The 24,430-nt window shown below is 74.0% G+C and carries 18 protein-coding genes; 11 read left to right on the top strand and 7 right to left on the bottom strand.

The genetic code is table 11. The features are described from left to right. Positions 1–191: 191 nt before the first annotated feature. On the bottom strand, positions 192–1,043 hold the full coding sequence (locus ABB07_RS15135) for an esterase/lipase family protein (protein WP_208899216.1): 852 nt from the start codon (positions 1,041–1,043) through the stop codon (positions 192–194). A 225-nt stretch (positions 1,044–1,268) separates the two neighbouring features. Between ABB07_RS15135 and icmB the strand changes: the two genes are divergently transcribed. Further along, positions 1,269–1,688 carry a coenzyme B12-dependent isobutyryl CoA mutase small subunit gene (gene icmB / locus ABB07_RS15130; protein ID WP_208899215.1) on the top strand — a complete coding sequence of 140 codons (420 nt, stop codon included), beginning with the start codon at positions 1,269–1,271 and terminating at the stop codon, positions 1,686–1,688. On the opposite strand, the gene ABB07_RS15125 is transcribed toward icmB, so the two are convergent. After that, entirely contained in the window at positions 1,667–3,361 is a 1,695-nt protein-coding gene (locus tag ABB07_RS15125; RefSeq protein WP_208899214.1) for a DUF5691 domain-containing protein, read from the bottom strand. The two genes, icmB and ABB07_RS15125, sit on opposite strands and share 22 nt — an antisense overlap. Positions 3,362–3,554: 193 nt before the next feature. Further along, complete coding sequence (locus ABB07_RS15120) at positions 3,555–4,904, bottom strand: SWIM zinc finger family protein (protein WP_208899213.1); 1,350 nt, start codon at positions 4,902–4,904, stop codon at positions 3,555–3,557. 141 nt (positions 4,905–5,045) lie between these two features. Here ABB07_RS15120 and ABB07_RS15115 point away from each other — a divergent pair, with 141 nt between their 5' ends. The 7 genes from ABB07_RS15115 (at position 5,046) to sucD (ending at position 16,063) form a co-directional block, all read left to right on the top strand. Continuing rightward, positions 5,046–6,209, top strand: a complete 1,164-nt coding sequence (locus ABB07_RS15115) for an ATP-binding protein (protein ID WP_425264724.1) — start codon at positions 5,046–5,048, stop codon at positions 6,207–6,209. Next, entirely contained in the window at positions 6,206–8,734 is a 2,529-nt protein-coding gene (locus ABB07_RS15110) for a DUF5682 family protein (protein ID WP_244189368.1), read from the top strand. Before ABB07_RS15115 ends, ABB07_RS15110 begins: the two co-directional genes overlap by 4 nt. Next, positions 8,731–9,909 carry a VWA domain-containing protein gene (locus ABB07_RS15105; protein WP_244189367.1) on the top strand — a complete coding sequence of 393 codons (1,179 nt, stop codon included), beginning with the start codon at positions 8,731–8,733 and terminating at the stop codon, positions 9,907–9,909. Before ABB07_RS15110 ends, ABB07_RS15105 begins: the two co-directional genes overlap by 4 nt. A gap of 128 nt (positions 9,910–10,037) precedes the next feature. After that, positions 10,038–10,976 (top strand): hypothetical protein, encoded by a 939-nt coding sequence (locus ABB07_RS15100; protein WP_208899211.1) that lies wholly within the window; start codon positions 10,038–10,040, stop codon positions 10,974–10,976. A 205-nt stretch (positions 10,977–11,181) separates the two neighbouring features. Continuing rightward, entirely contained in the window at positions 11,182–13,536 is a 2,355-nt protein-coding gene (locus tag ABB07_RS15095) for a hypothetical protein (RefSeq protein WP_208899210.1), read from the top strand. A gap of 435 nt (positions 13,537–13,971) precedes the next feature. Continuing rightward, the gene (gene sucC / locus ABB07_RS15090; protein WP_208899209.1) at positions 13,972–15,150 is read left to right on the top strand and encodes an ADP-forming succinate--CoA ligase subunit beta; all 1,179 of its coding nucleotides are present in this window, start codon (positions 13,972–13,974) and stop codon (positions 15,148–15,150) included. A gap of 28 nt (positions 15,151–15,178) precedes the next feature. Further along, on the top strand, positions 15,179–16,063 hold the full coding sequence (gene sucD / locus ABB07_RS15085; protein ID WP_208899208.1) for a succinate--CoA ligase subunit alpha: 885 nt from the start codon (positions 15,179–15,181) through the stop codon (positions 16,061–16,063). Between the two features lie 238 nt (positions 16,064–16,301). On the opposite strand, the gene ABB07_RS15080 is transcribed toward sucD, so the two are convergent. After that, positions 16,302–17,444: a transcriptional regulator gene (locus tag ABB07_RS15080; RefSeq protein WP_208899207.1), complete on the bottom strand. Its 1,143-nt coding sequence runs from the start codon at positions 17,442–17,444 to the stop codon at positions 16,302–16,304. Between the two features lie 96 nt (positions 17,445–17,540). Between ABB07_RS15080 and ABB07_RS40830 the strand changes: the two genes are divergently transcribed. Then, entirely contained in the window at positions 17,541–19,670 is a 2,130-nt protein-coding gene (locus ABB07_RS40830) for a cell division protein PerM (RefSeq protein WP_244189366.1), read from the top strand. A 91-nt stretch (positions 19,671–19,761) separates the two neighbouring features. Here ABB07_RS40830 and ABB07_RS15070 read toward each other — a convergent pair whose 3' ends face one another. Further along, on the bottom strand, positions 19,762–20,703 hold the full coding sequence (locus ABB07_RS15070; protein WP_425264723.1) for a hypothetical protein: 942 nt from the start codon (positions 20,701–20,703) through the stop codon (positions 19,762–19,764). A gap of 305 nt (positions 20,704–21,008) precedes the next feature. On the opposite strand from ABB07_RS15070, the gene purN reads away from it, so the two are divergent. Both purN and purH read left to right on the top strand, forming a co-directional pair. Further along, the gene (gene purN / locus ABB07_RS15060; RefSeq protein ID WP_208899206.1) at positions 21,009–21,647 is read left to right on the top strand and encodes a phosphoribosylglycinamide formyltransferase; all 639 of its coding nucleotides are present in this window, start codon (positions 21,009–21,011) and stop codon (positions 21,645–21,647) included. Further along, entirely contained in the window at positions 21,644–23,224 is a 1,581-nt protein-coding gene (gene purH / locus ABB07_RS15055) for a bifunctional phosphoribosylaminoimidazolecarboxamide formyltransferase/IMP cyclohydrolase (protein ID WP_208899205.1), read from the top strand. Before purN ends, purH begins: the two co-directional genes overlap by 4 nt. Before the next feature lie 73 nt (positions 23,225–23,297). On the opposite strand, the gene ABB07_RS15050 is transcribed toward purH, so the two are convergent. Together ABB07_RS15050 and ABB07_RS15045 are read right to left on the bottom strand one after the other, a co-directional pair. Beyond that, positions 23,298–23,777: a hypothetical protein gene (locus ABB07_RS15050; RefSeq protein ID WP_244189365.1), complete on the bottom strand. Its 480-nt coding sequence runs from the start codon at positions 23,775–23,777 to the stop codon at positions 23,298–23,300. Between the two features lie 104 nt (positions 23,778–23,881). Further along, on the bottom strand, positions 23,882–24,430 hold a 549-nt coding region (locus ABB07_RS15045; RefSeq protein WP_482268571.1), incomplete at its 5' end, for a lysozyme family protein.

The raw sequence follows: 24,430 nt of genomic DNA, 5'->3' as shown, positions 1-24,430 counted from the left end.
CTGCCAGAGCAGTGCGGTGACTGTACCCGCCGGTACCTGGGCGCGACAATCTTCGGGTGGTTTCGGGCCCGCCGTAACCGGGCAATCGGCGGCGTTTCGGGGGGCGCCGGACACGAGTTTGGCCGAGAGTTCGATTGCCGTTCGATGTGCGGTGGCTGTTCACCACCTGTGCGTCACCCGGTCGTCGGGCCTCACGCCACTGTCAGACCGCCCGTGACCCGGTCCTCGGGGTGCGGGGAGTCCAGGGCCTCGCGTATCCCGGCCGCGACGGCGGGGTGCACGGGCAGGGCGAGATGCCCGATGCCGGTCACCCGGACGTTCTGCACGTGGAGGTCGGGGTGGTCCAGGCAGGCCGTCTCCAGCGGCACCATCACGGAGTCCAGGTCGCTCCAGAAGCTGACGAACCGGGTACGGCAGCCGGGCGCGGGCCGGGCCAGCTCCTCGATCACCCCCGAACCGGGCCGCATCTGGCGCACGATCGGATGGGCGTTGGCCAGGGGTGCCGCGCTGGTCCCCGAATGCGGTGTACCCAGGGTGACGAGGACGCGCACCCGCAGGTCACCGCCCAGACACTGCACGTAGTAACGGGCGATGAGCCCGCCGAGGCTGTGCCCCACGATGTCGACCCGGTCGCTGCCGGTGCGCTCGCAGAGCTCCTCTATGTGCCGGCCGAGCAGCTCGGCGGCGGCGCGGATGTCGCAGGTCAGCGGGGAGTAGTTGAGCGATACGACGCGCTGCCTGCCGTGCTGGGCGAGGTTGCGGCGCAATAACACGAACACCGAGCGGTTGTCGATGAAACCGTGCAGCAGCACCACCGGAGGGCCGGAGCGGACCGGCAGCTGCGCGGTGCCGCCCTGGGCGGGCAGGGCGCAGGAGCGGCGTTCCTGGGTGAGGCCGGTCGGATACAGCAGCAGATGACCGGCCAGGATCGCGGCCTCGAGGGCGGTCGCCTTGAGCAGCGCCACGGAGATTCCGGCGATTCTGCCGGGCCACAGGCGCCGGCAGAACGGGAGAAAGAGTGGCAGTACTCCGGTGACCTTCATGGGCCGACCTCCTGTCGGCACGCCGGAGGACGGCTCGATCCCCCGTGTGCCCTCATGTCCCACCATGTGATTTCCCCCTCGCTGCGCACCGTAAAACTGCCGGTTGCGGGATGCTGGAGATAACGTTCGTTCACTTCGCGACGGGTGGCGGAACGCGCCAAAAGTGCGGTACTTGTCGTTACGGACGGAAGCGATCGCTTCCGTGGTCGTTTGATGGAGGCAGTGATGGGTGTGGCAGCCGGTCCGATCCGCGTGGTCGTCGCCAAGCCGGGGCTCGACGGCCACGATCGGGGGGCCAAGGTCATCGCGCGTGCCCTGCGCGACGCCGGTATGGAAGTCATCTACACCGGGCTCCACCAGACGCCGGAACAGATCGTGGACACCGCCATCCAGGAGGACGCCGACGCGATCGGCCTGTCCATCCTCTCCGGCGCGCACAACACGCTGTTCGCCGCGGTGATCGACCTGCTCAAGGAGCGCGACGCCGAGGACATCCTCGTCTTCGGCGGCGGCATCATCCCGGACGAGGACATCCCGCCGCTGAAGGAGAAGGGCGTCGCGGAGATCTTCACACCGGGCGCGACGACCGCGTCGATCGTGGAGTGGGTGCGGGAGAACGTCCGTCAGCCCGCCGCGTCCGGCTGAGCGGCCGCCTGCGGCGGTCGGGCCGGCGGCCCGGTGAGCGGGGAGCGGTCCGGGGCGAGTTCCGCGGCCATCTCCGCCCGCAGCCGCAGCGTGGTCACCAGCCGCTGGAACGCCTCCGCCCAGTAGCCGCCGGCTCCCGGCGCGGCGTCCTCCCGTTCGTCCGGTATCGCCAGCAGCGCCTCGAGCCGGCCGGCCTCCGCGGGGTCCAGGCAGCGCTCGGCCAGCCCCATCACCCCGCTGAAGCTCCACGGGTAACTGCCGGCGTCCCGTGCGATGTTGAGCGCGTCCACGACGGCCCGGCCCAGCGGCGCGGCCCAGGGCACCGCGCACACCCCGAGCAGCTGGAACGCCTCCGACAGTCCGTGCGTGGCGATGAACCCGGCCACCCACGCGGCGCGTTCCGCACGGTCCAGGGCGGCCAGCAGCTTCGCGCGTTCCGCCAGCGACACCGCGCCCGGCCCGCCGGCCTCCGGCGCCGACGGCGAGCCGAGCAGCGCCCTCGACCACTCGGCGTCCCGCTGCCGTACGGCCGCCCGGCACCACGCAGCGTGCAGTTCGCCCTGCCAGCCGTCCGTCACCGGCAGCGCCACGATCTGCTCCGCCGTACGTCCGCCGAGCCGCCCCGGCCACGTGCCCAGCGGGGCCGCCTCCACCAACTGCCCCAGCCACCATGAGCGTTCCCCTCTGCCCGCGGGAGGTGTGGCCACCACACCATCCCGCTCCATGCCGGAGTCGCACTCGAGCGGCGCCTCCACCACGATCGCCGGCGAGTTCCCCGTGTGATCGAGGGCCACACACGCCGCGGCCCGCACGGCCATGCGCGCGGCGAGGGCGGAAGCGGGCAGCGCCGACAGGAGTTCCGCCGCCGTCGCCCGGACATTGCGGCTGCGGTCGCCCAACGCGTGCTCAAGGAAAGGCTCGTCCGCTGCGCACAGGCCCGTGCGCAGCGAGTCGAGGAACATCAGCCGGTCCTCGGCCCGCTCCGTCGGCCAGGTCGACGCGAGCAACTCGCGCGCGAACGCGGGCGCAGCGGCGCGCAGCGCGCCCAGCAGGGCCACCCGCTCCGCGAACAGTCCCTCCTGCCACAGCCTGCGCACCGCCTCGGTGTCGCCGGGCCCGGGCAGCGTGGCACCGCCGCCGGGGGCCGCGCGCAGCGCGAAGCGCCAGTCCGCGTTCAGCCGGGCCAGCCACAGCGCCCGCGGGCCCGCGAACGCCAGCGCCGCCGGGCGCAGGTCCGTACGGCCCCGGGCCGCGTCCAGCAGGGCGGGGAGCGTCTGCGGGGGTGCCGCGTATCCGTGCGCGTTGGCCGCCGCGAGCCACTGCGGGAGCAGCTCCATGAGGTCCGGTGAGCTGCCCCGGCGGCCACCGCTTCCGCCGCCGGAACGGTCGGCCAGCAGCGTGGCGAGTCTGCGGGCCGCCGCGGGGGGCAGGGCCGGGCGGGGGTCCTCGGGCGCCGAGTCCGGTCGGCGCGCCGCCCGCGCGGGCCGCAGCCCGGCGCGCCGCCGTACGGTCGCCACGGCGGCCTCGTCGAGCAGCGCGAGGGGTGCCTCACGGCCGGACCGGGCGTACGCCAGCGGGCGTCGGTCGGTGCCGAGAAGAGCGGTGGTGACCAGGTCTTCCCAGGAGCTTGCGGCCGCTGTGGTGTTCGTGTCCGTCGAGGTCGTCCCGTTCATCGCGTTTCCTTCCTTGGATGTGTCCGAGGAATGCCGGCGCCTTCCGGCGGGCTGGTACCTGGGGCTCCGCCCCGGACCCCGCCAGGGGGCTGCGCCGCCTGGACCTCCGCCCCTCCCACCCACCACCCGACCCGGTCGGCTGGAAACGTGCCCGACACGCCCCGCCGGCACCTCGGTTCCGACTCGGCGCCGGTCAGCACAGTGGCACCGCCTCGCCCGTGCCGGCCGGCCAGGCCGTGAGGGGGGTGAAGCCGCGGTGGCCGCACTCGCCGAAGACCGTGACCGGGGCGCCGCCGGACAGGGCGACCAGCCGCCACAGGCCGGGGCGGGAGCGGGCGGCCCGGGTCAGCGGCAGGGCAAGGTCGGTGTCGGCGAGCTGCCACTCGTCGCCGTCCGGGACCGGTATCACCCGGTCCAGGGTCACCGGGACGGACTCCAGCCAGGGGTCGTCGCGCAGCGCCTCGCCGTACCGGGCCGCCGCCTCGGCCGTGCTGGTGCCCGGCGGGCGGAACGCGGCCGGTGCGGGCGGGGCGAACCGCTCGCCCAGGGCGGACCGGGACTGGCCTGCCCCCGGATAGGCGGACAGCTCCGCGTCCAGGGCCAGCCCCACCGGCAGGGACAGCTCCGGCGCCCGGCCGGCCGCGCCATAGGACAGCAGCAGCCGGGTGCGGCCCGAGCCGGCGCCGTGCAGCCAGGTCCGGCGCGTCGTCAGTTTCGCGTCCACCGTGTCGTACTGGGCGAGGACCAGCCAGTGGTCGCGGAGCGGGGCACCGTCCGCCGTGGCGGGCAGGCCGAGCCGGGAGCGGACCGTGGCCACGAGGGCGTCCGGCAGGTGGTCGCGGCGCAGCCAGCCCTGGTCGAGCAGGTGCAGCAGCGCGCACTCCTCCAGCAGCCGGGCCGGCCAGCCGGCGCCGGATGCCGCAATCGCTCCCAACTCCCGCACCCGCGAGGCCAGTCCGGGTGCCTGGGCGTCGACCATGCGGGCCGCCGTCTCGTCCCACAGGGCGTACCCCGCCTGCTCGGCCGCGGCCAGTCCGCCGCGCAGCAGGTCCGCGAGGCGCTGTTCCAGCTCGGTCGCACCCGCAGTGGCCCGCTCGGCCCGGCGCTCGGCCCGCCGCCGGGCCGCCTCCGGATCGGCGGCCCCGCTCCCGGAACACGCTTCGGTTTGGCCCTGCTTGGTCTCGGCGCGCCGGCGTCTGCCCGCGAGCCACTGCTCGGCCCAGTCCGGCGGCTCGGCGAACGCGGGCACCGAGCCGCCGTCTCCCGTCCACAGCAGCAGCAGGCCGAGCGCGTGCTTGCAGGGGAACTTGCGGCTCGGACAACTGCACGTGTACGCCGGTCCGGCCGGGTCGGCGAGATCGACCACCGTCTGGTACGGCCTGCTGCCGCCGCCCTTGCACAGCCCCCACACCGTCCCCTCTCCACTCCCCGCCTCGGACCACGGACCCGCCGTGCCGAGCTTGCCTCCCGCTGTGCGTGACGCGGCGTCAGGCGCCAGTGACAGCACCTGGTCCGCGGTCCAGCGCACCCCCTGCTCAGTCATGCCTCCGACGGTAGGTCCCGCCACTGACAATCCGTCCGGTGCGGGCGTTTGTGCAGGTCAGGGCGATTGTCAGTGGCGTGGTGCACGGTGGATGCCAGATCCGAACCGGCCGAGCTGGAGGGGGCCTCAGCCATGTCAGCCATGTCTGCTTCTGCCACGTCTGCGTCTGCGCCCGTGCGACCGACCACCGCCGAACCGACCGCCGGTGAGGGCGCGTCCGGCACCGCACAGGCGCTGCGACCGCACGCCGAGCACGCCTTCGCCGCCGAACTCGCCGCACTCGCCGCGCAGGACGACCGCCCGCGCCCGGCCCGCTGGAAGCTGTCGCCGTGGGCGGTGGCCACGTACCTGCTCGGCGGCACCCTGCCGGACGGCACCGTGATCACACCCAAGTACGTGGGCCCGCGCCGGATCGTCGAGGTCGCCGTCACCACACTCGCCACCGACCGCGCCCTGCTGCTGCTCGGCGTGCCCGGCACCGCCAAGACCTGGGTCTCGGAGCACCTCGCGGCCGCCGTCAGCGGTGACTCCACCCTGCTGGTGCAGGGCACGGCCGGCACCCCGGAGGAGGCGATCCGCTACGGCTGGAACTACGCGCAGCTGCTCGCGCACGGGCCGAGCCGCGACGCCCTCGTGCCCAGCCCCGTCATGCGCGCCATGGCCGAGGGCATGACGGCCCGGGTGGAGGAACTGACCCGTATCCCGGCCGACGTCCAGGACACGCTGATCACGATCCTGTCCGAGAAGACCCTGCCCATCCCGGAACTGGGCCAGGAGGTCCAGGCGGTCCGCGGGTTCAACCTCATCGCCACCGCCAACGACCGGGACAGAGGGGTCAACGACCTCTCCAGCGCGCTGCGCCGCCGCTTCAACACCGTCGTGCTGCCGCTGCCCGAGAGCGCCGACGCCGAGGTCGACATCGTCACCCGCCGGGTCGAGCAGATCGGCCGCTCGCTGGACCTGCCGGCCGCGCCCGACGGCATCGAGGAGATCCGCCGGGTCGTGACCGTCTTCCGCGAGCTGCGCGACGGCGTCACCGCCGACGGCCGCACCAAGCTGAAGTCGCCCAGCGGCACGCTGTCCACGGCGGAGGCGATCTCCGTCGTCACCAACGGGCTCGCGCTGTCCGCGCACTTCGGGGACGGTGTGCTGCGGCCGGACGATGTCGCCGCCGGCATCCTCGGCGCAGTCGTGCGCGACCCGGCGGCCGACCGGGTCGTCTGGCAGGAGTACCTGGAGACGGTCGTCCGCGAACGCGAGGGCTGGACGGACTTCTACCGCGCCTGCCGGGAGGTGACCGCATGACCGACGACAAGACCGACGACAAGACCGACGACAAGACCGACGACACGCGCTGGCCCAGGGCGCACGGCTCCGGACCGCTCCTGCTGGGCGTGCGGCACCACGGCCCCGGCTCGGCCCGCGCGGTACGCGGCGCCCTGGACGCCGCCCGGCCCGCCGCCGTCCTGATCGAGGGTCCGCCCGAGGCCGACGCGCTGATCCCGCTGGCCGCCGACCCCGGCCTGCGGCCCCCGGTCGCCCTGCTCGCCCATGCCGTCGATGAGCCGGGCCGCTCGGCCTTCTGGCCGTTCGCCGAGTTCAGCCCCGAGTGGGTGGCGATCCGCTGGGCCCTGCGGCACGGCGTCCCGGCCCACTTCATCGACCTGCCGGCCGCGCACACGCTCGCGTGGGAGGGAGGAGAGGGAAGAGAGGGGGAGGGCAACGAGCAGGAGGGGAACGAGCACGAGGGGAACGAGCGTGAGGGAAAAGGAGAGGAGAACACCGCGGCGGATCCGCAGCGCGCCGATGACGGACGGGACGGCGCTGAGCAGGCCCGGGTCGATCCGCTCGCCGTGCTCGCCGAGGCCGCCGGGTACGACGATCCCGAGCGCTGGTGGGAGGACGTGGTCGAGCACCGGGGGCCGGGGGAGCGGGACCCCTTCGCGCCCTTCGGCGCCCTGGAGGAGGCGATGGGCGCTCTCCGCGAGCGGTACGGCGTCGGCGGGCATTCCCGGGACCTGGTCCGCGAGGCGCACATGCGGCTCCGGCTGCGCGCCGCGCGCAAGGAGTTCGGTGACGAGGTGGCCGTGGTCTGCGGGGCCTGGCATGTGCCCGCCCTGCGCGCGAGGACCACGGTCACCGCGGACCGGTCCCTGCTGAAGGGGCTGCCCAAGGTCAAGGCGGACCTGACCTGGGTGCCCTGGACCCACCACAGGCTCGCCCGGTCCAGCGGGTACGGCGCGGGCATCGACTCACCGGGCTGGTACGGCCATCTGTTCCACGCCCCCGACCGGCCGGTCGAGCGGTGGCTGACCAAGGTGGCGCGGCTGCTGCGCGAGGAGGACCGGATCGTGTCCTCCGCCCACGTCATCGAGGCCGTCCGGCTCGCGGAGACCCTGGCGGCACTGCGCGGGCGCCCGCTGCCGGGGCTGGGCGAGACCACCGACGCGGTGCGCGCGGTGATGGGCGACGGCTCGGACGTGCCGCTGGCCCTGGTGCACGACCGGCTGGTGGTCGGGGACGTCCTCGGGGAGGTCCCGGAGTCGGCGCCCGCGGTGCCGCTGCAGCGCGACCTGACGCGGCAGCAGCGTGCGCTGCGGCTCAGACCCGAGGCGCTGGAGCGCGAACTCGAGCTGGACCTGCGCGGCGACACCGACGCCGGCCGCAGCAGGCTGCTGCACCGGCTCCGGCTGCTCGGCGTGGACTGGGGCGAGCCCACGCGGTCACGCGGGAGCACGGGCACCTTCCGGGAGACGTGGCGGCTGCGCTGGGAGCCGGAGTTGTCGGTGCGGGTCGCCGAGGCGGGCGTGTGGGGGACGACCGTCCTGGGCGCGGCACAGGCGAAGGCCGAGTCGGACGCGACGGCCGCACGCACCCTCGCCGACGTCACCGCGCTCGCCGAGCAGTGCCTGCTCGCCGGGCTGCCGGACGCCCTGCCCGTGGTCATGCGGATCCTCGCCGACCGGGCCGCGCTCGACGCCGACGTGGGCCATCTCGCCCAGGCCCTGCCCGCCCTGGTCCGCTCCCTGCGCTACGGCGACGTGCGCGGCACCGACACCGGCGCCCTGGCCGGCGTCGCCGCAGGCCTCGCCGAACGCGTCTTCGTCGGCCTGCCCCCGGCGTGCACCGCGCTCGACACGGACGCGGCGAACGAGATGCGCGCCCATGTGGACGCCGTGCACACAGCGGTGGGGCTGCTGGCGGAGACATCGACCGCGACCGGTTCCGGGACCGGAGGGCGTGCCGGGGGCGGGGTGGACGGCGGTGCCGTCACCGGTGCCGGGCACGGGGATCTGCGGGGCCGCTGGCGAGCGGTGCTGCGGGTCCTGTCGTCGCGTGACGGCGTGGCCGGGGTGCTCCGGGGGCGGGCGGTGCGGCTGCTGTTGAACGACGGGGAGCTGGGGTCCGAGGAGGCGGCGCGGCTGATGGGGCTCGCGTTGTCGCCGGGGACGCCGCCCGCCGACGCCGCCGCCTGGATCGAGGGCTTCGCCGGCGGCGGGGGCGGACTGCTGCTGGTGCACGACGAGCGGCTGCGCGGCCTGGTGGACGGCTGGCTGACCGGGGTGCCGGCGGAGGCCTTCACGGACGTACTGCCGCTGCTGCGGCGCACGTTCGCGGCGTACGAACCGGGGGTGCGCAGAACGCTCGGCGAACTGGTCCGGCGCGGACCGGGAGGCCAGGTGGCCCACGAAGCCGTGACCCCCGGCTTCGCCGCCGAGCCGGACACCGGGCGCGCCGACGCCGTACTACCGGTACTGCGGCTGCTGCTCGGCCTGGACGGACAGGCCGAGACGGCCGACGACAACCACCTTGTGGAGGTGGGCACGTGACGATCGAACCGACAACGACGGATGCGCTCGACCCGGCGCGGGAGCGGTTGCGACGCTGGCGGCTGGTGCTCGGCGGGGAGCAGGCCGACGGCACCGGATGCGCGCTGTCCGGGCGGGACGCGGCGATGGACGGCACGCTGGCCGCGCTGTACGGGAAGGGGGACAAGCCGCAGGCGGGCCGGGACCGTTCGGCGGGGCTCGGGGCCTCGGCGCCGTCGGTGGCGCGCTGGCTCGGGGACATCCGTACGTACTTCCCGTCCTCCGTCGTCCAGGTCATGCAGCGCGACGCCATCGACCGCCTCGGCCTCGCCGCCCTGCTGCTGGAGCCGGAGATGCTGGAAGCGGTGGAGGCGGACGTGCACCTGGTCGGCACGCTGCTCTCGCTGAACAAGGCGATGCCGGAGACGACGCGGGAGACCGCACGCGCGGTCGTGCGCAAGGTCGTTGAGGACCTGGAGAAGCGGCTCGCGAACCGTACGCGGGCCACCCTCACCGGCGCCCTCGACCGCAGCGCGCGGATCAGCCGCCCGCGCCACCACGACATCGACTGGAACCGCACCATCGCGGCCAACCTCAAGCACTACCTGCCCGAGCACCGCACGGTCGTGCCGGCACGGCTCGTCGGATACGGGCGGGCCGCGCGGTCCGTGAAGAAGGAGGTCATCCTCTGCATCGACCAGTCCGGGTCGATGGCCGCGTCCGTGGTCCACGCGTCCGTGTTCGGCGCGGTCCTCGCCTCCATGCGGTCGATCAGCACCCGGCTGGTCGTCTTCGACACGGCGGTGGCCGACCTCACCGACCAGCTGGACGACCCGGTCGACGTCCTCTTCGGCACCCAGCTCGGCGGCGGCACCGACATCAACCGGGCGCTGGCCTACTGCCAGTCACGGATCACCCGGCCCGCCGAGACCGTGGTCGTGCTGATCAGCGACCTCTACGAGGGCGGCATCCGCGACGAGATGCTCAAGCGGGTGGCGGCGATGAAGGCGTCCGGGGTGCAGTTCGTGGCGCTGCTCGCGCTGTCGGACGAGGGGGCGCCCGCCTACGACCGGGAGCACGCGGCGGCGCTCGCCGCGCTCGGCGCACCGGCCTTCGCCTGCACGCCGGACCTGTTCCCCGAGGTCATGGCCGCCGCACTGGAGAAGCGGCCGCTGCCCATACCGGACACGGTGTGACTCCGGACACGAAAGGGGCGAGAAAAGGGACATGACTACCCATCGGTAACAGGGGGCTTGCGCGGGCTCCGGCGTCGCGTGCAAGGATCGGCGGAGCCCATGTCGTGCCGAGCCGAGGATCCAGCTCCTTGACCTTCCCAGCAGCCCTCCTTGGTACCACCGTACGCGTGCTGCGTACGGCGGCCGGGCGGCGTGCGCTCCAACTGACGCTGCTGGTGGGTGGGCTGTTCGCGCTGGGTTTCCTCTGCGGAGAACAGGCGCACGCGGCCGACGGGGCGCCGGTACCGGCGCCGTCGCCGGCTCAGGCGACCTCCGTGAGGTCCGAGGCGGCCGCCGCGCATGCGGGCGCGGCACGGGAAGCGCAGGCCGCACGGTCGGCACAGGCCGTACCGGCAGTGCAGGCCGAACCGGCAGTACAGGCCGTACCTGCGGTGCAGGTGGTCCGTACGGCGGTCGGGCGGGTCACCGCGCGGGCCCAGAGCGTCGGTGGACAGGCCGTCACCCCCGTACGTGACGTGCTCACCACCCTTTCCCGGACTGTCGAGACCACGGCCGCCCAGGCCGTGGCCGACCGGCCCCGGACGGCGGCGCCCTCCCTGCCTCTGCTGGGCCTCCCCCAAGTCACCGACGCACCGGCCCAGTTGACGCCCGGGCCGAAATCCACGGCGCCGGGCCCGCGGCCGAACAGCGGTACGGCGGCGCCCGCTCCGGTGGAGCGGCCGATGCAGGGGCATGCCCGCGCCCAGGGTCGTACGGCCGTCGGCGCACCGGCGCCGGGTGCCGTGTACGGCCCGGTGGCCGTCGCCGTGCCGCAGCGCGTGGCGCACACCTTCGCGCGCCACGGGGCCGCGGTCCCGGGCGTTCCCGGCCGACCCGCGCCCGGCGGAGACTCCGACGGCGTGCCGGGCAAGCAGGCCGCCGACGGCAGCGCGTCCCGCCACGGCGACGCGCACGCCGTCACCCTCGACGCCCGGGCGCCCCTGTGGCTCGCGCCCGGCGCCACGGCGCGCGTGGACGCGCCCCGCACCCGGGACCGGCACCGGGACATCCCCGTCTTCCCCGGCTAGGCAGCAGGGCCGACCTCCCCGCCACGGACCTGTCGAGCGGGGGCGGAACAGGTCTGCCCGTCCGTCCGGACCCTCCAGCGATCAGCGCTGTCGAGCACCGTCAGCCGTCGAAGCGTCAGCGCGACCGGCGTTCAGCGGTCTCCGGGCGGCACCCCCAGCCGATCCCGGCCGTTTCCGGCCATGTCCAAAGGACTTGACGCACGCAATGAACAAGAACATCCGCCGTTCGATCGTGATAGCCGCCGGTGTCACCGGCGCGTGGGCGCTCGGCTCGGCCGTCGCCAGCGCCGACGAGCTGTCCACCAGCTCCGTCTCCGTCCCGGACGCGGGCACCGACAGCGTCGCCGGGACGGTCGACGGCGTCCTCAGCGGCGTCCATGACACCGTGTCCGGAGTTCAGAACACCGTCACCGGCACCGTCTCCGGCCTGACCGGTACGGCCACCGCGGCCACCCCCGCCGCCCCGGCCGCCTCCTCCACCTCGCTCACCTCGACCGCGTCCACCGCCACCGGCACCGCCGACCAGGCCCGCCGCTACGTCGACGCCAAGATCCCGGCCGCCGCGAAGATCCGGGGCGCCGAGGCGGTCAGGGGCGCTCAGGCGGCCCGTGAGGCGCGGCCGCACGTGCGGGCCCGCGTCCAGGCCGACGGCACGCACGTCACCGGACCCGCCGCCCATGCCGCCCACACGGCCGCGCGCGCCGCCTCGGCCGCCTCCCGGGCCGTCCCCCACGTCACCCCGCAGGACGAGATCGACTACCTCTTCGGCCCGCTCTCCTCCTTCGCGCCCGAGCTGGAGCAGGCGCTGGCCGCCGCCCAGACCAAGCTCCAGGCCGCCCAGACGGCCGCCCGCCTCAAGGCGCAGGGTGTCGAGGGCGCCGTACGGACGACGGCACAGCAGACCGTCGCCGCGGCGCAGGGCCGGACCGCCGGTGCCGCGCCCGCCGTGACCGGCACGGCGGCCGGGGCGGCCGGCGTGGCCGAGGCCTCCGTCGCCGGTGTGCCCGCGCACGTCAGCGGTGCGGCCACGGCTGCCGGGCAGCGGGTCGTCGGCACGGTCCGGACCGTACCCGGTGCGGTCACCCCGGTGGTGGACGAGACGACGGCCGCCGTCCTTCCCCCGGTGGCCTCCACGGCGCTGAACGGCGCGGTGCCGGTCGCCGGCGAGGCTGTGACGGGCCTGCGGGGCACGGCAGCGCACGCGGCGGCGGGCGGGTACGGAACCGTCGGGCACGAGGTCCCCGCCGTGCAGGCGGCCGCCGGGGGCGCGGTCTCCGGTGCGCTGGGCGTCGCCGAGGGCGCCGCGTCGGGTGTGTACGGGACGGCCGGGGGCGCCGTGTCGGGTGTGTACGGGACGGCCGAGGGCGCCGTGTCCGGGGTGTACGGGACCGCCGGGGCTGCGGTGTCGGGGGCGTACGGAACCGCCGCGCACACCGCCCCCGGTGTGTACGGGACGGCCGGGGGCGCCGTGTCCGGGGTGCACGCGGTCGCCTTGGGCGCCGTAGGCGATGTGCGGCCGGTGGCAGCGGGCGCTACGGCGTACGTCGGCGGGCCGGCCGGGCAGGTCGCGCGGGACGCCACGGACGCGGTGCTGCCGCCGGTGGCCGCCGGTGCCGTGCACGGCGTCGTGCCGGTCGCCGGGCAGGCCGTCGCGGACGCGGGCGCCCTCGGCCAGGGTGTGGCCGGTGACGCCCAGCCCTTCGCGGGCGGTGCCGTCGGCGCCGTACCCCCGCTCGCGCACGGCCTGACCGCGCGGACCGGAGTCTTCGCCGACGGGGTCACCGCCCAGGTGCCGCCCTTCGCGGCCGGAGTCACCGGCGCGACGGCCCCGCTCACCGGCACCGCCACGTCCACGGTCACGCAGACGGCGCACACCGCCACGGGCACCGCACACCGGGTGGCCGGGACCGCGACGGGGGCCGCCCACCAGGTGGCCGGGACCGCCGCCACCACCGTCTACCAGGTGGCCGGGACCGCGACGGGGATCGCGCACCAGGTGGCCGGGACCGCCGCCACCACCGTCTACCAGGTGGCCGGGACCGCCGCCACCACCGTCTACCAGGTGGCCGGGACCGCGACCGGGACCGTGCACCGGGCGGCCGGGACCGTCGCCGCGACCGTGGCTCCCGTGGCCGGGCAGGTCGGCGGGACCGTGCTGCCGGTGGCCGGCGGCGTCGGCGGGAGCGCCGTCGGGCTGGCCCATGGAGTCGCGGGCGAGGCCGGGCCCTTCGCGGCCGCAGCCACTGGTACGGCCGCTCCGGTCGGCCGGCAGACCGGGGGGTTCGCCCAGGACGTCCAGGGCACGGTGCGGGACGACGGCGGCTCGCTGGCGGGTCACGCGGTCGGCGGGGGCGAAGGGGTCACCCGTACGGCCGTACCGGCGTACCTCCAGGACTCCCACGACCTCCACGACGTCCAGGGCCCCCAGGGCCTCCACGACGTCCAGGGCGTCCAGGGCCTCCAGGACTTCCGGGATTACGCGAGCCTCCCGGACTCCCCGCACGTCCGGGGTGTCCCGGGCGGGTACGGCGTGCCGGGTGCCGCACAGGGCATCCAGTAGCAGGGCTGAGTGCCCCGAACCGCTCCGCGGGGTGTCCGGACCCGGACGGCCGAATGCCGTCGGCGCGTCCGGCCGGGGCCCCGCGGCCCGGGCGGGTGGTCCCCATTGGGGTGGGGATCAACCGCCCCGGCCCCGGCACCACCGGGGCCGCCCCAGAGGCCTCACCGGGTCAACCCCAGCCCGGTGAGGCCTCGCACACCACCCCGATTGCGGCACGGCGTGCCAACAGATCCGGCATCATGTGACAGGTATCACCGCTCACGTGTGACCCTCGATTTAGGGAGCTCCCGCAAGCGGCGATAACCTGCGAGACGGACATGCCGCGCGCTCGGACACCGTGTGCGCCCCCCTAGTGACAAGCGGACGTCACGTTGCCCTTCGCGGCACGCCCACGCATCCAACGAACCGCGAGATCACTGATAGGGACGGAAGCGCGTGGACCTGTTCGAGTACCAGGCGAGGGACCTCTTCGCCAAGCACGATGTACCGGTGCTGGCCGGTGAAGTCATCGACACGCCTGAGGCGGCGCGCGAGATCACCGAGCGTCTGGGCGGCAAGTCCGTCGTCAAGGCGCAGGTGAAGGTCGGTGGTCGCGGCAAGGCCGGCGGCGTCAAGCTGGCCGCCACCCCGGACGAGGCCGTCGCCCGCGCGACGGACATCCTCGGCATGGACATCAAGGGCCACACGGTCCACAAGGTCATGATCGCCGAGACCGCTCCGGAGATCCTCGAGGAGTACTACGTCTCCTTCCTCCTCGACCGTGCCAACCGCACCTTCCTCTCCATCGCCTCCGTCGAGGGCGGCATGGAGATCGAGGAGGTGGCCGCCACCCGTCCGGAGGCCGTCGCCAAGGTCGCGATCGACGCCATCGACGGTGTGGACAAGGCCAAGGCCCAGGAGATCGTGGCCGCCGCCAAGTTCCCGGCCGAGGTCGCCGACAAGGTCGCCGACGTCCTGGTCAAGCTGTGGGACACCTTCATCAAGGAGGACGCCCTCCTGGTCGAGGTCAACCCGCTGGCCAAGGTCGCCTCCGGCGACGTCATCGCCCTCGACGGCAAGGTGTCGCTCGACGACAACGCCGAGTTCCGTCACCCCGAGTTCGAGGAGCTCCACGACAAGGCCGCGGCCAACCCGCTCGAGGCCGCCGCCAAGGAGAAGAACCTCAACTACGTCAAGCTCGACGGCGAGGTCGGCATCATTGGCAACGGCGCCGGTCTCGTCATGAGCACCCTGGACGTCGTCGCGTACGCCGGTGAGAAGCACGGTGGCGTCAAGCCCGCCAACTTCCTGGACATCGGTGGCGGCGCCTCCGCCCAGGTGATGGCGAACGGCCTGGAGATCATCCTGGGCGACCCGGACGTCAAGTCGGTCTTCGTCAACGTCTTCGGTGGCATCACCGCCTGCGACGAGGTCGCCAACGGCATCGTGCAGGCCCTGAAGCTCCTGGAGGACCGCGGCGAGAAGGTCGAGAAGCCGCTCGTCGTCCGCCTCGACGGCAACAACGCCGAGCTGGGCCGGAAGATCCTCACCGACGCCAACCACCCGCTGGTGCAGCGCGTCGACACCATGGACGGCGCGGCCGACAAGGCCGCCGAGCTGGCCGCCGCCAAGTAAGCACTCAGGACGAGGACACCAACACACCATGGCTATCTGGCTCAACAAGGACAGCAAGGTCATCGTCCAGGGCATGACCGGCGCCACCGGCATGAAGCACACCAAGCTCATGCTCGGTGACGGCACGAACGTCGTGGGCGGCGTGAACCCGCGCAAGGCGGGCACCACCGTGGACTTCGACGGCACCGAGGTACCCGTCTTCGGGACCGTCAAGGAGGCCATCGAGAAGACCGGCGCCAACGTCTCCGTCATCTTCGTGCCGGAGAAGTTCACCAAGGACGCGGTCGTCGAGGCCATCGACGCCGAGATCCCGCTGGCCGTCGTCATCACCGAGGGCATCGCCGTGCACGACTCGGCGTCCTTCTGGGCGTACGCCGGCAAGAAGGGCAACAAGACCCGCATCATCGGCCCGAACTGCCCCGGCATCATCACCCCGGGCCAGTCGAACGTCGGCATCATCCCGGGCGACATCACCAAGCCGGGCCGCATCGGCCTGGTGTCGAAGTCCGGCACGCTGACCTACCAGATGATGTACGAGCTGCGTGACATCGGCTTCTCGACGGCCGTCGGCATCGGTGGCGACCCGATCATCGGCTCCACCCACATCGACGCCCTGGCCGCGTTCCAGGACGACCCGGAGACCGAGCTCATCGTGATGATCGGTGAGATCGGTGGCGACGCCGAGGAGCGTGCGGCCGCGTTCATCAAGGAGAACGTGACCAAGCCGGTCGTCGGTTACGTCGCGGGCTTCACCGCGCCCGAGGGCAAGACCATGGGCCACGCCGGCGCCATCGTCTCCGGCTCCTCCGGCACCGCCCAGGCGAAGAAGGAGGCCCTGGAGGCCGCGGGCGTCAAGGTCGGCAAGACCCCGACCGAGACGGCGAAGCTCGCCCGCGAGATCCTCTCGGCCTGAGTGGCTTAGCTGAGCGTCGGTGGGCCCGTCCCGTTGTCTGGGGCGGGCCCACCGACGCTTCCGCTCGCCACGCTGGGTGGGTGCCGCCTGCGCCCACCCGTGCCGCCCCAGCGGCACGACTGCCCGCAGGCTGCGGTGGCGGGGAGCGCCCCGTAGGGGCGCGGGGAACTGCGCGCTCAGCCACGGCGGATCCGCAGTCGGCGGACGGCCCGCAGCCCCAAGGCGGGTCGTCGAACGCTCACCGTGCCTCCGGGAGCACCCTCTCCGGCCCGCTCGCGGCAGCCCCCCTCAACTTCGCCCGCAGCGCCTGTTCCTCCCGCGACAGCGGTCCCATCACCCCCACCGGCGGAACCCCCTGCACGGCCTGGGCCGGGGCGAGCGGCGCCTCGTAGTGCGTCGGCGCCGACCACACCGTGAGCGTCGTCGCGCCGATGATCGTCACCGTGGACGCGATCGCCGCCCGGGTCCACAACGCGTTCCGCCGTTCGCCCTCGCGCCGCACCGGCTCCGGCAGGGCCGCGTGCAGGAGCTCCGCCGAGGCCAGCGCCCGCAGCCGGCGATGCAGCTCGGCGGGGTCGGCCAGCTCCGGCAGCCGCGCGGCGAGCGCCTCGCGGGCGTGGGTCAGCCGGTTCGCGGCGGCCGGTGTGCTCGCCTCCGTCTCCGCCGCCGTCTCCGGCAGGTCGAGGCCCACACCGTCGTACAGGACGAGCGTGCGCCGGTAGGTCGGCGGCAGGTCCAGCAGGGCGTGCAGCAGCGCCCGGTCGGCCGGGTCGGCGGGCGGCGGCTCCGGGTGCCGGTACCGGGGCCGGAAGCGGTGCCAGGGCGAGAGCGCGCAGTCGTGCGCCGCCGCCCGCACCCAGCTCCCCGGATCCCGGTCCCGGGCCACCTCGGGCCAGCGCTGCCAGGCCAGCTGGAACGCCCGCGCCACGGCCTCGCGGGCCAGCTCCCGGCGCCCGGTGAGCAGATAGGTCTGGCGTACGAGGGAGGGGGCGCAGAAGGCGTACAGCTCGTCGAAGGCCTGAGCGGGCGTCAGGGGAGCGGGCGTGCCGGCCAGGGGTGTCCCCCGGCCCGCCCCGGCCGCTGTCGCCGTCTCGACCGTCTGGACCGTCTGGACCGTCTCGACCGTCTCGGCCATCTCCACCGTCTCCACCGTCTCCACCGTCTCGGCGGTCTCCTGGAGCGCGAGCGCCGTCAGCAGCCTGGCGTACGCCTCGCCCTCGCCGCCCTGCGGGACGCGGCGGCCGGTTTCCCACGCGCGCAGCGTCGAGCGGCGGACGCCGACCCGCACCGCGACCTGAGCCCGCGTCAGCGACCGGGAGCGGCGCAGGCGTCGGCGCTCCTTCGGCGGTGGCAGCGGACCGGCGGCGCTCTGCGTCGTCACCGCGCACCCTTACGTGCGAAAAAGAACATAATCGTATATTGAGCGACACTACGGAAGTTCGCCTGTTACGACCGGAAAGCGTGTGTCATTGGGAGCATGGCGGGCGTGATCCCGATGACCGTTCGCCGACCCTCGCTGTCGTCCCTGCTGACCTCGCTGTCGCCCCTGCTGACCCGGATGCGGGACCGCGAGCCCGGACTGGCCGCGAGCCTGCTGGGCGGAGCCGTCGCGGCCGGACTGGGCTTCGCCTCGTTCGCCGCGCTGCTGATGGTGCTGTGGGTCAGCTCGCCGTACCCGGACAGCGGTCCGGGCGGCGCGCTGCATGTCGCCGGTGCGCTGTGGCTGCTGGCCCACGGCGTCGAACTGGTCCGCACCGACACGCTCTCCGGCGCGCCCATGCCGGTGGGTGTCACGCCCTTGCTGCTGCTGGCACTGCCCGTGTGGCTGGTGTACCGGGCGGCCAGGGACGCGGTGGACGCCCCCGCCGACGCCGACGGCCCGCCGCCGGTACCGGCGTACACGGTGTGGACGGGGGTCGTCCTCGGTTACCTCGGCGTCGGCGGCGCGGTGGCGCTGTACTGCTCGGGCGGCGAACTGCGGCCCTCCTGGCCCTGGGTGACGGTGTGTCTGCCGCTGGTCGCGGCGGGCTCGGCGGCGGCCGGGGTGTGGGCGGCGTACGGCCGTCCGCGTGAGCCGGTGCTGAGCGCGCTGGCGGTGCTGCCGGGACCGGTGCGGCGGCTGGTGTTCGGTGAGGACGCACGCGCCCGGCTGGGCACGGCCGTACGGGCCACCGGTGCGGCTGCGGCGGTGTTCCTCGGCGGCGGGGCGCTGGCGCTCGCGGTGTCGCTGGTGTGGCACGGCGGGGCGGCGCGGGCGTCCTTCCTTCAACTGACGGAGGGCTGGACGGGGCGGTTCGCGGTGCTGCTGCTGGGCATCGCGCTGATCCCCAACGCGGCCGTGTGGGCCGCGTCCTACGCCCTCGGCCCCGGCTTCCTGCTCGGCGTCGGGCACGTGGTGCAGCCCTTCGCCTCGGACCCGGCCCCGCTGCTGCCGCCGTTCCCCCTGCTGGCGGCGGTGCCGGACGCGGGTGCCGGGACGCCGCCGAACTGGGCGGCGGGGCTGGTGCCGGTGGCGGCCGGGATGACGGCGGGGTGGTTCGTGGCGCGCGGGGCGGTACGGCGGCCGGAGCCGGGTGCGCCGGTGTCGGCCCGCTGGTCGGCCGCCCGTACCGCGGGGATGGTGCTGCTGACCGCGGTGCTCTGCGCGGCGGCTCTCGCCCTGTTCGCCGACCTGGCCGGCGGCCCGCTCGGCGTGTCCGCGCTGGCCCGCTTCGGACCGGTGTGGTGGCAGACCGGGGGAGCGGCGGGGGTGTGGACGGCGCTGTTCGGGATGCCGGTGGCGCTGGTCGTACGGGCGTGGCGGCTGTGGCGCGGGCGCGGCGCTCGGGGCGGGGAGCTCCCGACGCAGGGGCCGGGGGCGGCGACGGGCAACGCCGGGGCCGGAAAGGACCAGGGGACGACGCAGACGAAGACCACTGCCGAGGGCGGGAAGGCGGAGCCGGAGGAGGAGGCGGCCAGGGGCAGGGGCAAGGGTCTCGCGGGCAAGGCCAAGGAGCCGGGCAAGGGCAAGGAGTCGGCCAAGGGCACGGAGTCGGGTAAGGGCAGAAGCCCTGTCATCCGGCCGGAGGTCTCCGCGCCCGACGAAGAGGAGCTGTACGACTTCCTCCCGGCCGACGACCCGTTCCCGCCCGACCGGCACGACGACCTGACCCGCGCCTCACGCTGGGCGGCCCTGCGAGAGGCAGCCGCCTCCCCCGACCTGCCCACCCCCGCTGCGGCCCCCGCAGGCCCTTCGACGCCGGTACCGGAGTCAAGCCCACCCGCAGAGCCAACCCCTGGCGCGCAGTCAAGGCCCCCGGCGGAGTCAACACCTCGCGTGGGGGCGACGTCCTCGGCAGAGCCACTGCCCCGCTCAGAGTCGCTGCCCCGCGCGGAGTCACTGCCCCGCTCAGAGTCACTGCCCCACGCAAGGCCCCTGGCCGAGTCAACGCCTCGCGAGGGGTCACCGCACCCTGCGGAGCCACTGTCCCGTGCGGAGTCGACGCCTCCTGCAGAGCCAGCGCCCGGCGCGGACACGCCCCCGCCGGCCCCTCAGCCGGACCTCCCGGACCTCTCCGATTCCTCCCCCGCCCCTCCGGAACCCCCGGACACGGCGACGGCCCACTGACCCCGCCGGACCCATGCCTGCGGCCGGCGGAAGCACCGCCATCTCACCGGACCCACCCGGCACCGAGCGGATCACGCCCCCCAGCGCGGCCTCAGCTGTTCCCCGCTCCCAGGACGCCGCGCAGCTCCTGCGGGAGCAGCCGGTCGCAGGACTGTTTGGCCTCGTGGGTGAGGGCGTCGTTCACGCAGGTGTAGTAGTCGCGGTAGACGAACTGGACGGTGAAGGTCGAGGCCACCAGAACCAGGGCCAGGGATGCCGTGACCAGGCCGCCGACGGCTGCCGTGACCTGGGGACGGCCCGCGCCCGGTGGCGGCGCCGGGGTGTCGGGGTTCGTCGTGCGCGGCTTGGCGCGCAGCGCGCTGCTGCCCCAGTACAGGGCCAGCGCGCCCAGCAGCAGGGACACGTACGGCCAGCTGAACAGGGCGAAGAAGACGGCCCACATGCCGGACAGCAGGGCGTAGCGCGCACGGCGCTGGGCGGGGTCGGTGGGATCCCAGCGCATGCCGCCGGGGCCGGCCGGTCCGCCGGGGCCCTGGGGACCGCCGCCGGGCCGCTCGCCGAAACCGCCGGGGGAGCGCCCGGGCTGGCGGTCGCTCCACTGGTTGCCCCACGGGGAGCCGCCCCCGGGGCCCGTGCCGTGACCGGAGCCCTCGGGGTGGCGGGGCTGCCAGGGCCGGTCCGGGGCGCCCTCGGGCGGTGGCGCGAAGGGATTGTCGTCCTGCCGCCCACCGCCGCGTCCGTCACCGCCCGGGCCACCGTGCCCCCCAGGCGCGCCGTGACCGCCGGTCCCGCCGGAGCCCGCGTGCCCGCCGGTCCCGCCCTGCCCCGCGGCCTCGTCGTGACCTGCACGGCCACCCGCACCACCATGCCCGCCGGCCTGACCACCAGTCCCGGGAGCTCCGCCCCGACCGCCCTGGCCGCCACCGCGAGCCTCCGGCGGCGATGCCGGCCGCTCTCGCAGCACCGTGCCACGCTCGCCTCCCCGGGGCGGGCCGAGAGGGAACGTGAGGACTCGCAGGCTGCGATCGGGCATCAAAAGAGCGTCTTCCCCTAGGTGAATACGGCTGTGCACACGGCTGTCCGATATGAGCTTCCACCCCGACAACGCACCGTACGACGACCGCGTTCCCGAGGGTGCCCTTCGTGATCCTTGCGTGATTCCCTGCGAACGCTACCTTCCGGCCACGCCCCCGTCCCGTGGGGGCCTTCCCGAGGTGCCGGTATCGTTGCTGACGGTCGGCCGCTTCGTAGACTTCCCTGTATCGAGGGGCGTAACGCATTCGTACGAATGTACAAAGCGCCGGCTCGACCCGTCGCCACCCCAGAAAGGGCCCCAACGTGGCCGCCACCCCCGCCGGCTCAGCGGTCAAGCGCCTCGTCGTGCTGGTCTCCGGATCCGGCACCAATCTGCAGGCGCTCCTGGACGAGATCGAGCGCACCGGAGCCGAGGAGTACGGCGCCCGGATCGTTGCCGTAGGGGCCGACCGCGCCGGTGTCGAGGGGCTCGCCCGCGCCGAGCGGGCCGGGCTGCCGACCTTCGTGTGCAAGGTGAAGGACTACGGCAGCCGTGAGGAGTGGGATGCCGCCCTCACCGAGGCCGTCGCCGCCCACCAGCCCGACCTCGTGGTCTCCGCCGGGTTCATGAAGATCGTGGGGAAGGAGTTCCTCGCGCGCTTCGGCGGGCGGTTCGTGAACACGCACCCCGCCCTGCTGCCCAGCTTTCCGGGGGCCCACGGTGTCCGTGACGCGCTCGCGTACGGCGCCAAGGTCACCGGCTGCACCGTCCACTTCGTCGACGACGGCGTCGACACCGGCCCGATCATCGCCCAGGGCGTGGTCGAGGTCCGGGACGAGGACGACGAGAGCGCGCTGCACGAGCGCATCAAGGAAGTCGAGCGAAGGCTGCTCGTCGAGGTCGTGGGGCGGCTCGCCCGCCACGGCCATCGCATTGAGGGACGAAAGGTAGTAATCCAGTGACCGCCGAGAGCACAGTCACGGCCGAGAGCACCAAGCGGGCCATTCGCCGCGCGCTCGTCAGCGTCTACGACAAGACCGGGCTGGAAGACCTGGCGCGCGGGCTGCACGAGGCCGGTGTCGAGCTCGTCTCCACCGGGTCCACGGCCGGCCGGATCGCCGCCGCCGGCGTCCCCGTCACCAAGGTCGAGGAGCTGACCGGCTTCCCCGAGTGCCTGGACGGCCGGGTGAAGACCCTGCACCCCAGGGTGCACGCGGGCATCCTCGCCGACCTGCGGCTGGACAGCCACCGCGAGCAGCTCGCCGAGCTGGGCGTCGAGCCGTTCGACCTCGTCGTCGTCAACCTCTACCCGTTCCGCGAGACGGTCGCCTCGGGCGCCTCGGACGACGAGTGCGTGGAGCAGATCGACATCGGCGGGCCGTCGATGGTCCGTGCCGCCGCCAAGAACCACCCCTCCGTCGCCGTGGTCACCAGCCCGGAGCGGTACGCCGACGTGCTCTCGGCCGTCAAGGACGGCGGCTTCGACCTGGTCGCCCGCAAGCGCCTGGCCGCCGAGGCGTTCCAGCACACCGCCGCCTACGACGTGGCCGTCGCCTCCTGGTTCGCCTCCTCGTACGCCCCGGTGGACGAGTCGCCATTCCCCGACTTCCTCGGCGCCACCTACGAGCGCAAGAACACGCTGCGCTACGGCGAGAACCCGCACCAGCCGGCCGCCCTGTACGTCGACGGCAGCGGCGGGCTCGCGGACGCCGAGCAGCTGCACGGCAAGGAGATGTCGTACAACAACTACACGGACACGGACGCCGCCCGCCGTGCCGCGTACGACCACGACGAGCCGTGCGTCGCGATCATCAAGCACGCCAACCCCTGCGGTATCGCGGTGGGTTCGGACGTCGCCGAGGCGCACCGCAAGGCGCACGCCTGCGACCCGGTCTCCGCGTACGGCGGTGTCATCGCCGTCAACCGGCCGGTGAGCCGGGAGATGGCCGAGCAGGTCGCGGAGATCTTCACCGAGGTCATCGTGGCCCCGGACTACGAGGAGGGGGCCCTGGAGGCCCTCAGCAAGAAGAAGAACATCCGGGTCCTGAGGGCTCCGGGCGCGCCCTGCAACCGGGTCGAGGCCAAGCAGGTCGACGGCGGTGTCCTGCTCCAGGTCACCGACCGGCTCCAGGCCGAGGGCGACGACCCGGCGGGCTGGACGCTGGCGTCCGGCGAGGCGCTGAGCGACGAGGAGCTGAAGGAACTGGCCTTCGCCTGGAAGGCGTGCCGTGCGGTGAAGTCCAACGCCATCCTGCTCGCCAAGGACGGCGCCTCGGTCGGCGTCGGCATGGGACAGGTCAACCGGGTGGACTCCTGCAAGCTGGCCGTCGAGCGGGCCGGTGAGGAGCGGGCGCACGGCTCCTACGCAGCCTCGGACGCGTTCTTCCCGTTCCCCGATGGCCCGCAGATCCTCATCGACGCCGGTGTCCGGGCGATCGTCCAGCCGGGCGGTTCGATCCGTGACGAGCAGGTCGTCGAGGCCGCCAAGGAGGCGGGCGTGACGATGTACTTCACGGGCACGCGCCACTTCTTCCACTGAGCACCGCATACGCGTGACGGCCTCCGGCCCTCCCCCGAGGGAGCCGGAGGCCGTCGGCCTTTGCCGGGCCGGGTCAGCAGGGACGCAGGGAGTAGATCGGGTCCCACGTCGCCGTGCCGGCCTCGTACGCCGTCGACGTCCAGCGGACGCTGCCGTCCTGGTTGTAGAACCTGGCGACCGTGCCCGGGGTCTGGTTGTTGGTGAACGGGCCGTCGCCGGTCCAGTTGGAGACGGTCCACGTCTGGCACTTGTAGAAGTCGAACTTGGTGCCCCTGACGATCATGCACAGGTGGCCGTAGGCACAGTCCAGGTCCTTCTTGGCGGCCAGCTTCGGGGCCTTGGTCAGGGTCAGGCCGTCGTAGCGGACCTGGTCGGCGGAGGCCGAGAGCGGCTTCGGGTGGCCCGCGAGGACCTGGTCGGCGACCTGCTGGACGCCGGTGACGCGGGTGCCGTCCGGGGTGGCCGCGGTGGCCCAGGCCGTGGAGCCGGCGAGCAGGGCGGTGGCCGCGACGAGCAGCGCGGCGGGCTTGGCGATGTTCACGTGTTCCCCCATGTGAACGAACGGTGTCGGTCGCTCCGCCGGGCCGAGCGGTCCGTGGCGGAGTGGTCCCACCGTCGCAGCCGTACCCTCCGGCCGGTACCTCGGACGTCTCAGGGTCACTTCTTGCCCGCGGGCGCGTACTCCTTGAGGTAGTGGGCGACGCGGGCGCAGTAGTCGCGGTACTTCGGGGGAACTCCGCCCGCGTCGTTCACCTTCGAGTACGACGTCCGGTAGGCGGCCGCGAGCAGTACCCGCTCGTCGCCGGGCAGGCCGGCCTTCAGGTGGGGCGCGATGAAGCAGAGGTAGCGGCCCATGGCCGGGATGGAGACGGAGGGGGTGAGGGGCGGGGTGGGCGTGGCCGGGGCGGGGACACCGTCGTCGCGCATGTACCAGCGCAGGACGGCGGGGGTCCAGCGGGCGATGCCGAACTCGTGCCTGGCCGGGTCGGAGAGGTTCGGGTCGAAGTTGCTCTCGGCCTTCAGCATCGCCGCCATGAGGGCGGGCGTGACATCGGACTCGGGGCAGGCGTGGGCGGAGTCCACGATGAGCCTGCGGTAGACGACCGGGATGCCCTGGTCGGTGCGCAGTTCCGAGGCGCCGTAGGACGCGTCGCGGGCGTTGCCGTGCATGTCGTGGCCGCCGCCCGCGGCCCAGGTGCTGATGCC

It is taken from the genome of Streptomyces incarnatus (assembly GCF_001027185.1).
Lineage (GTDB): Bacteria > Actinomycetota > Actinomycetes > Streptomycetales > Streptomycetaceae > Streptomyces > Streptomyces puniciscabiei.
Note: the sequence above shows the minus strand (reverse complement) of the source record. Positions and strands in the feature narration are given on the sequence as shown.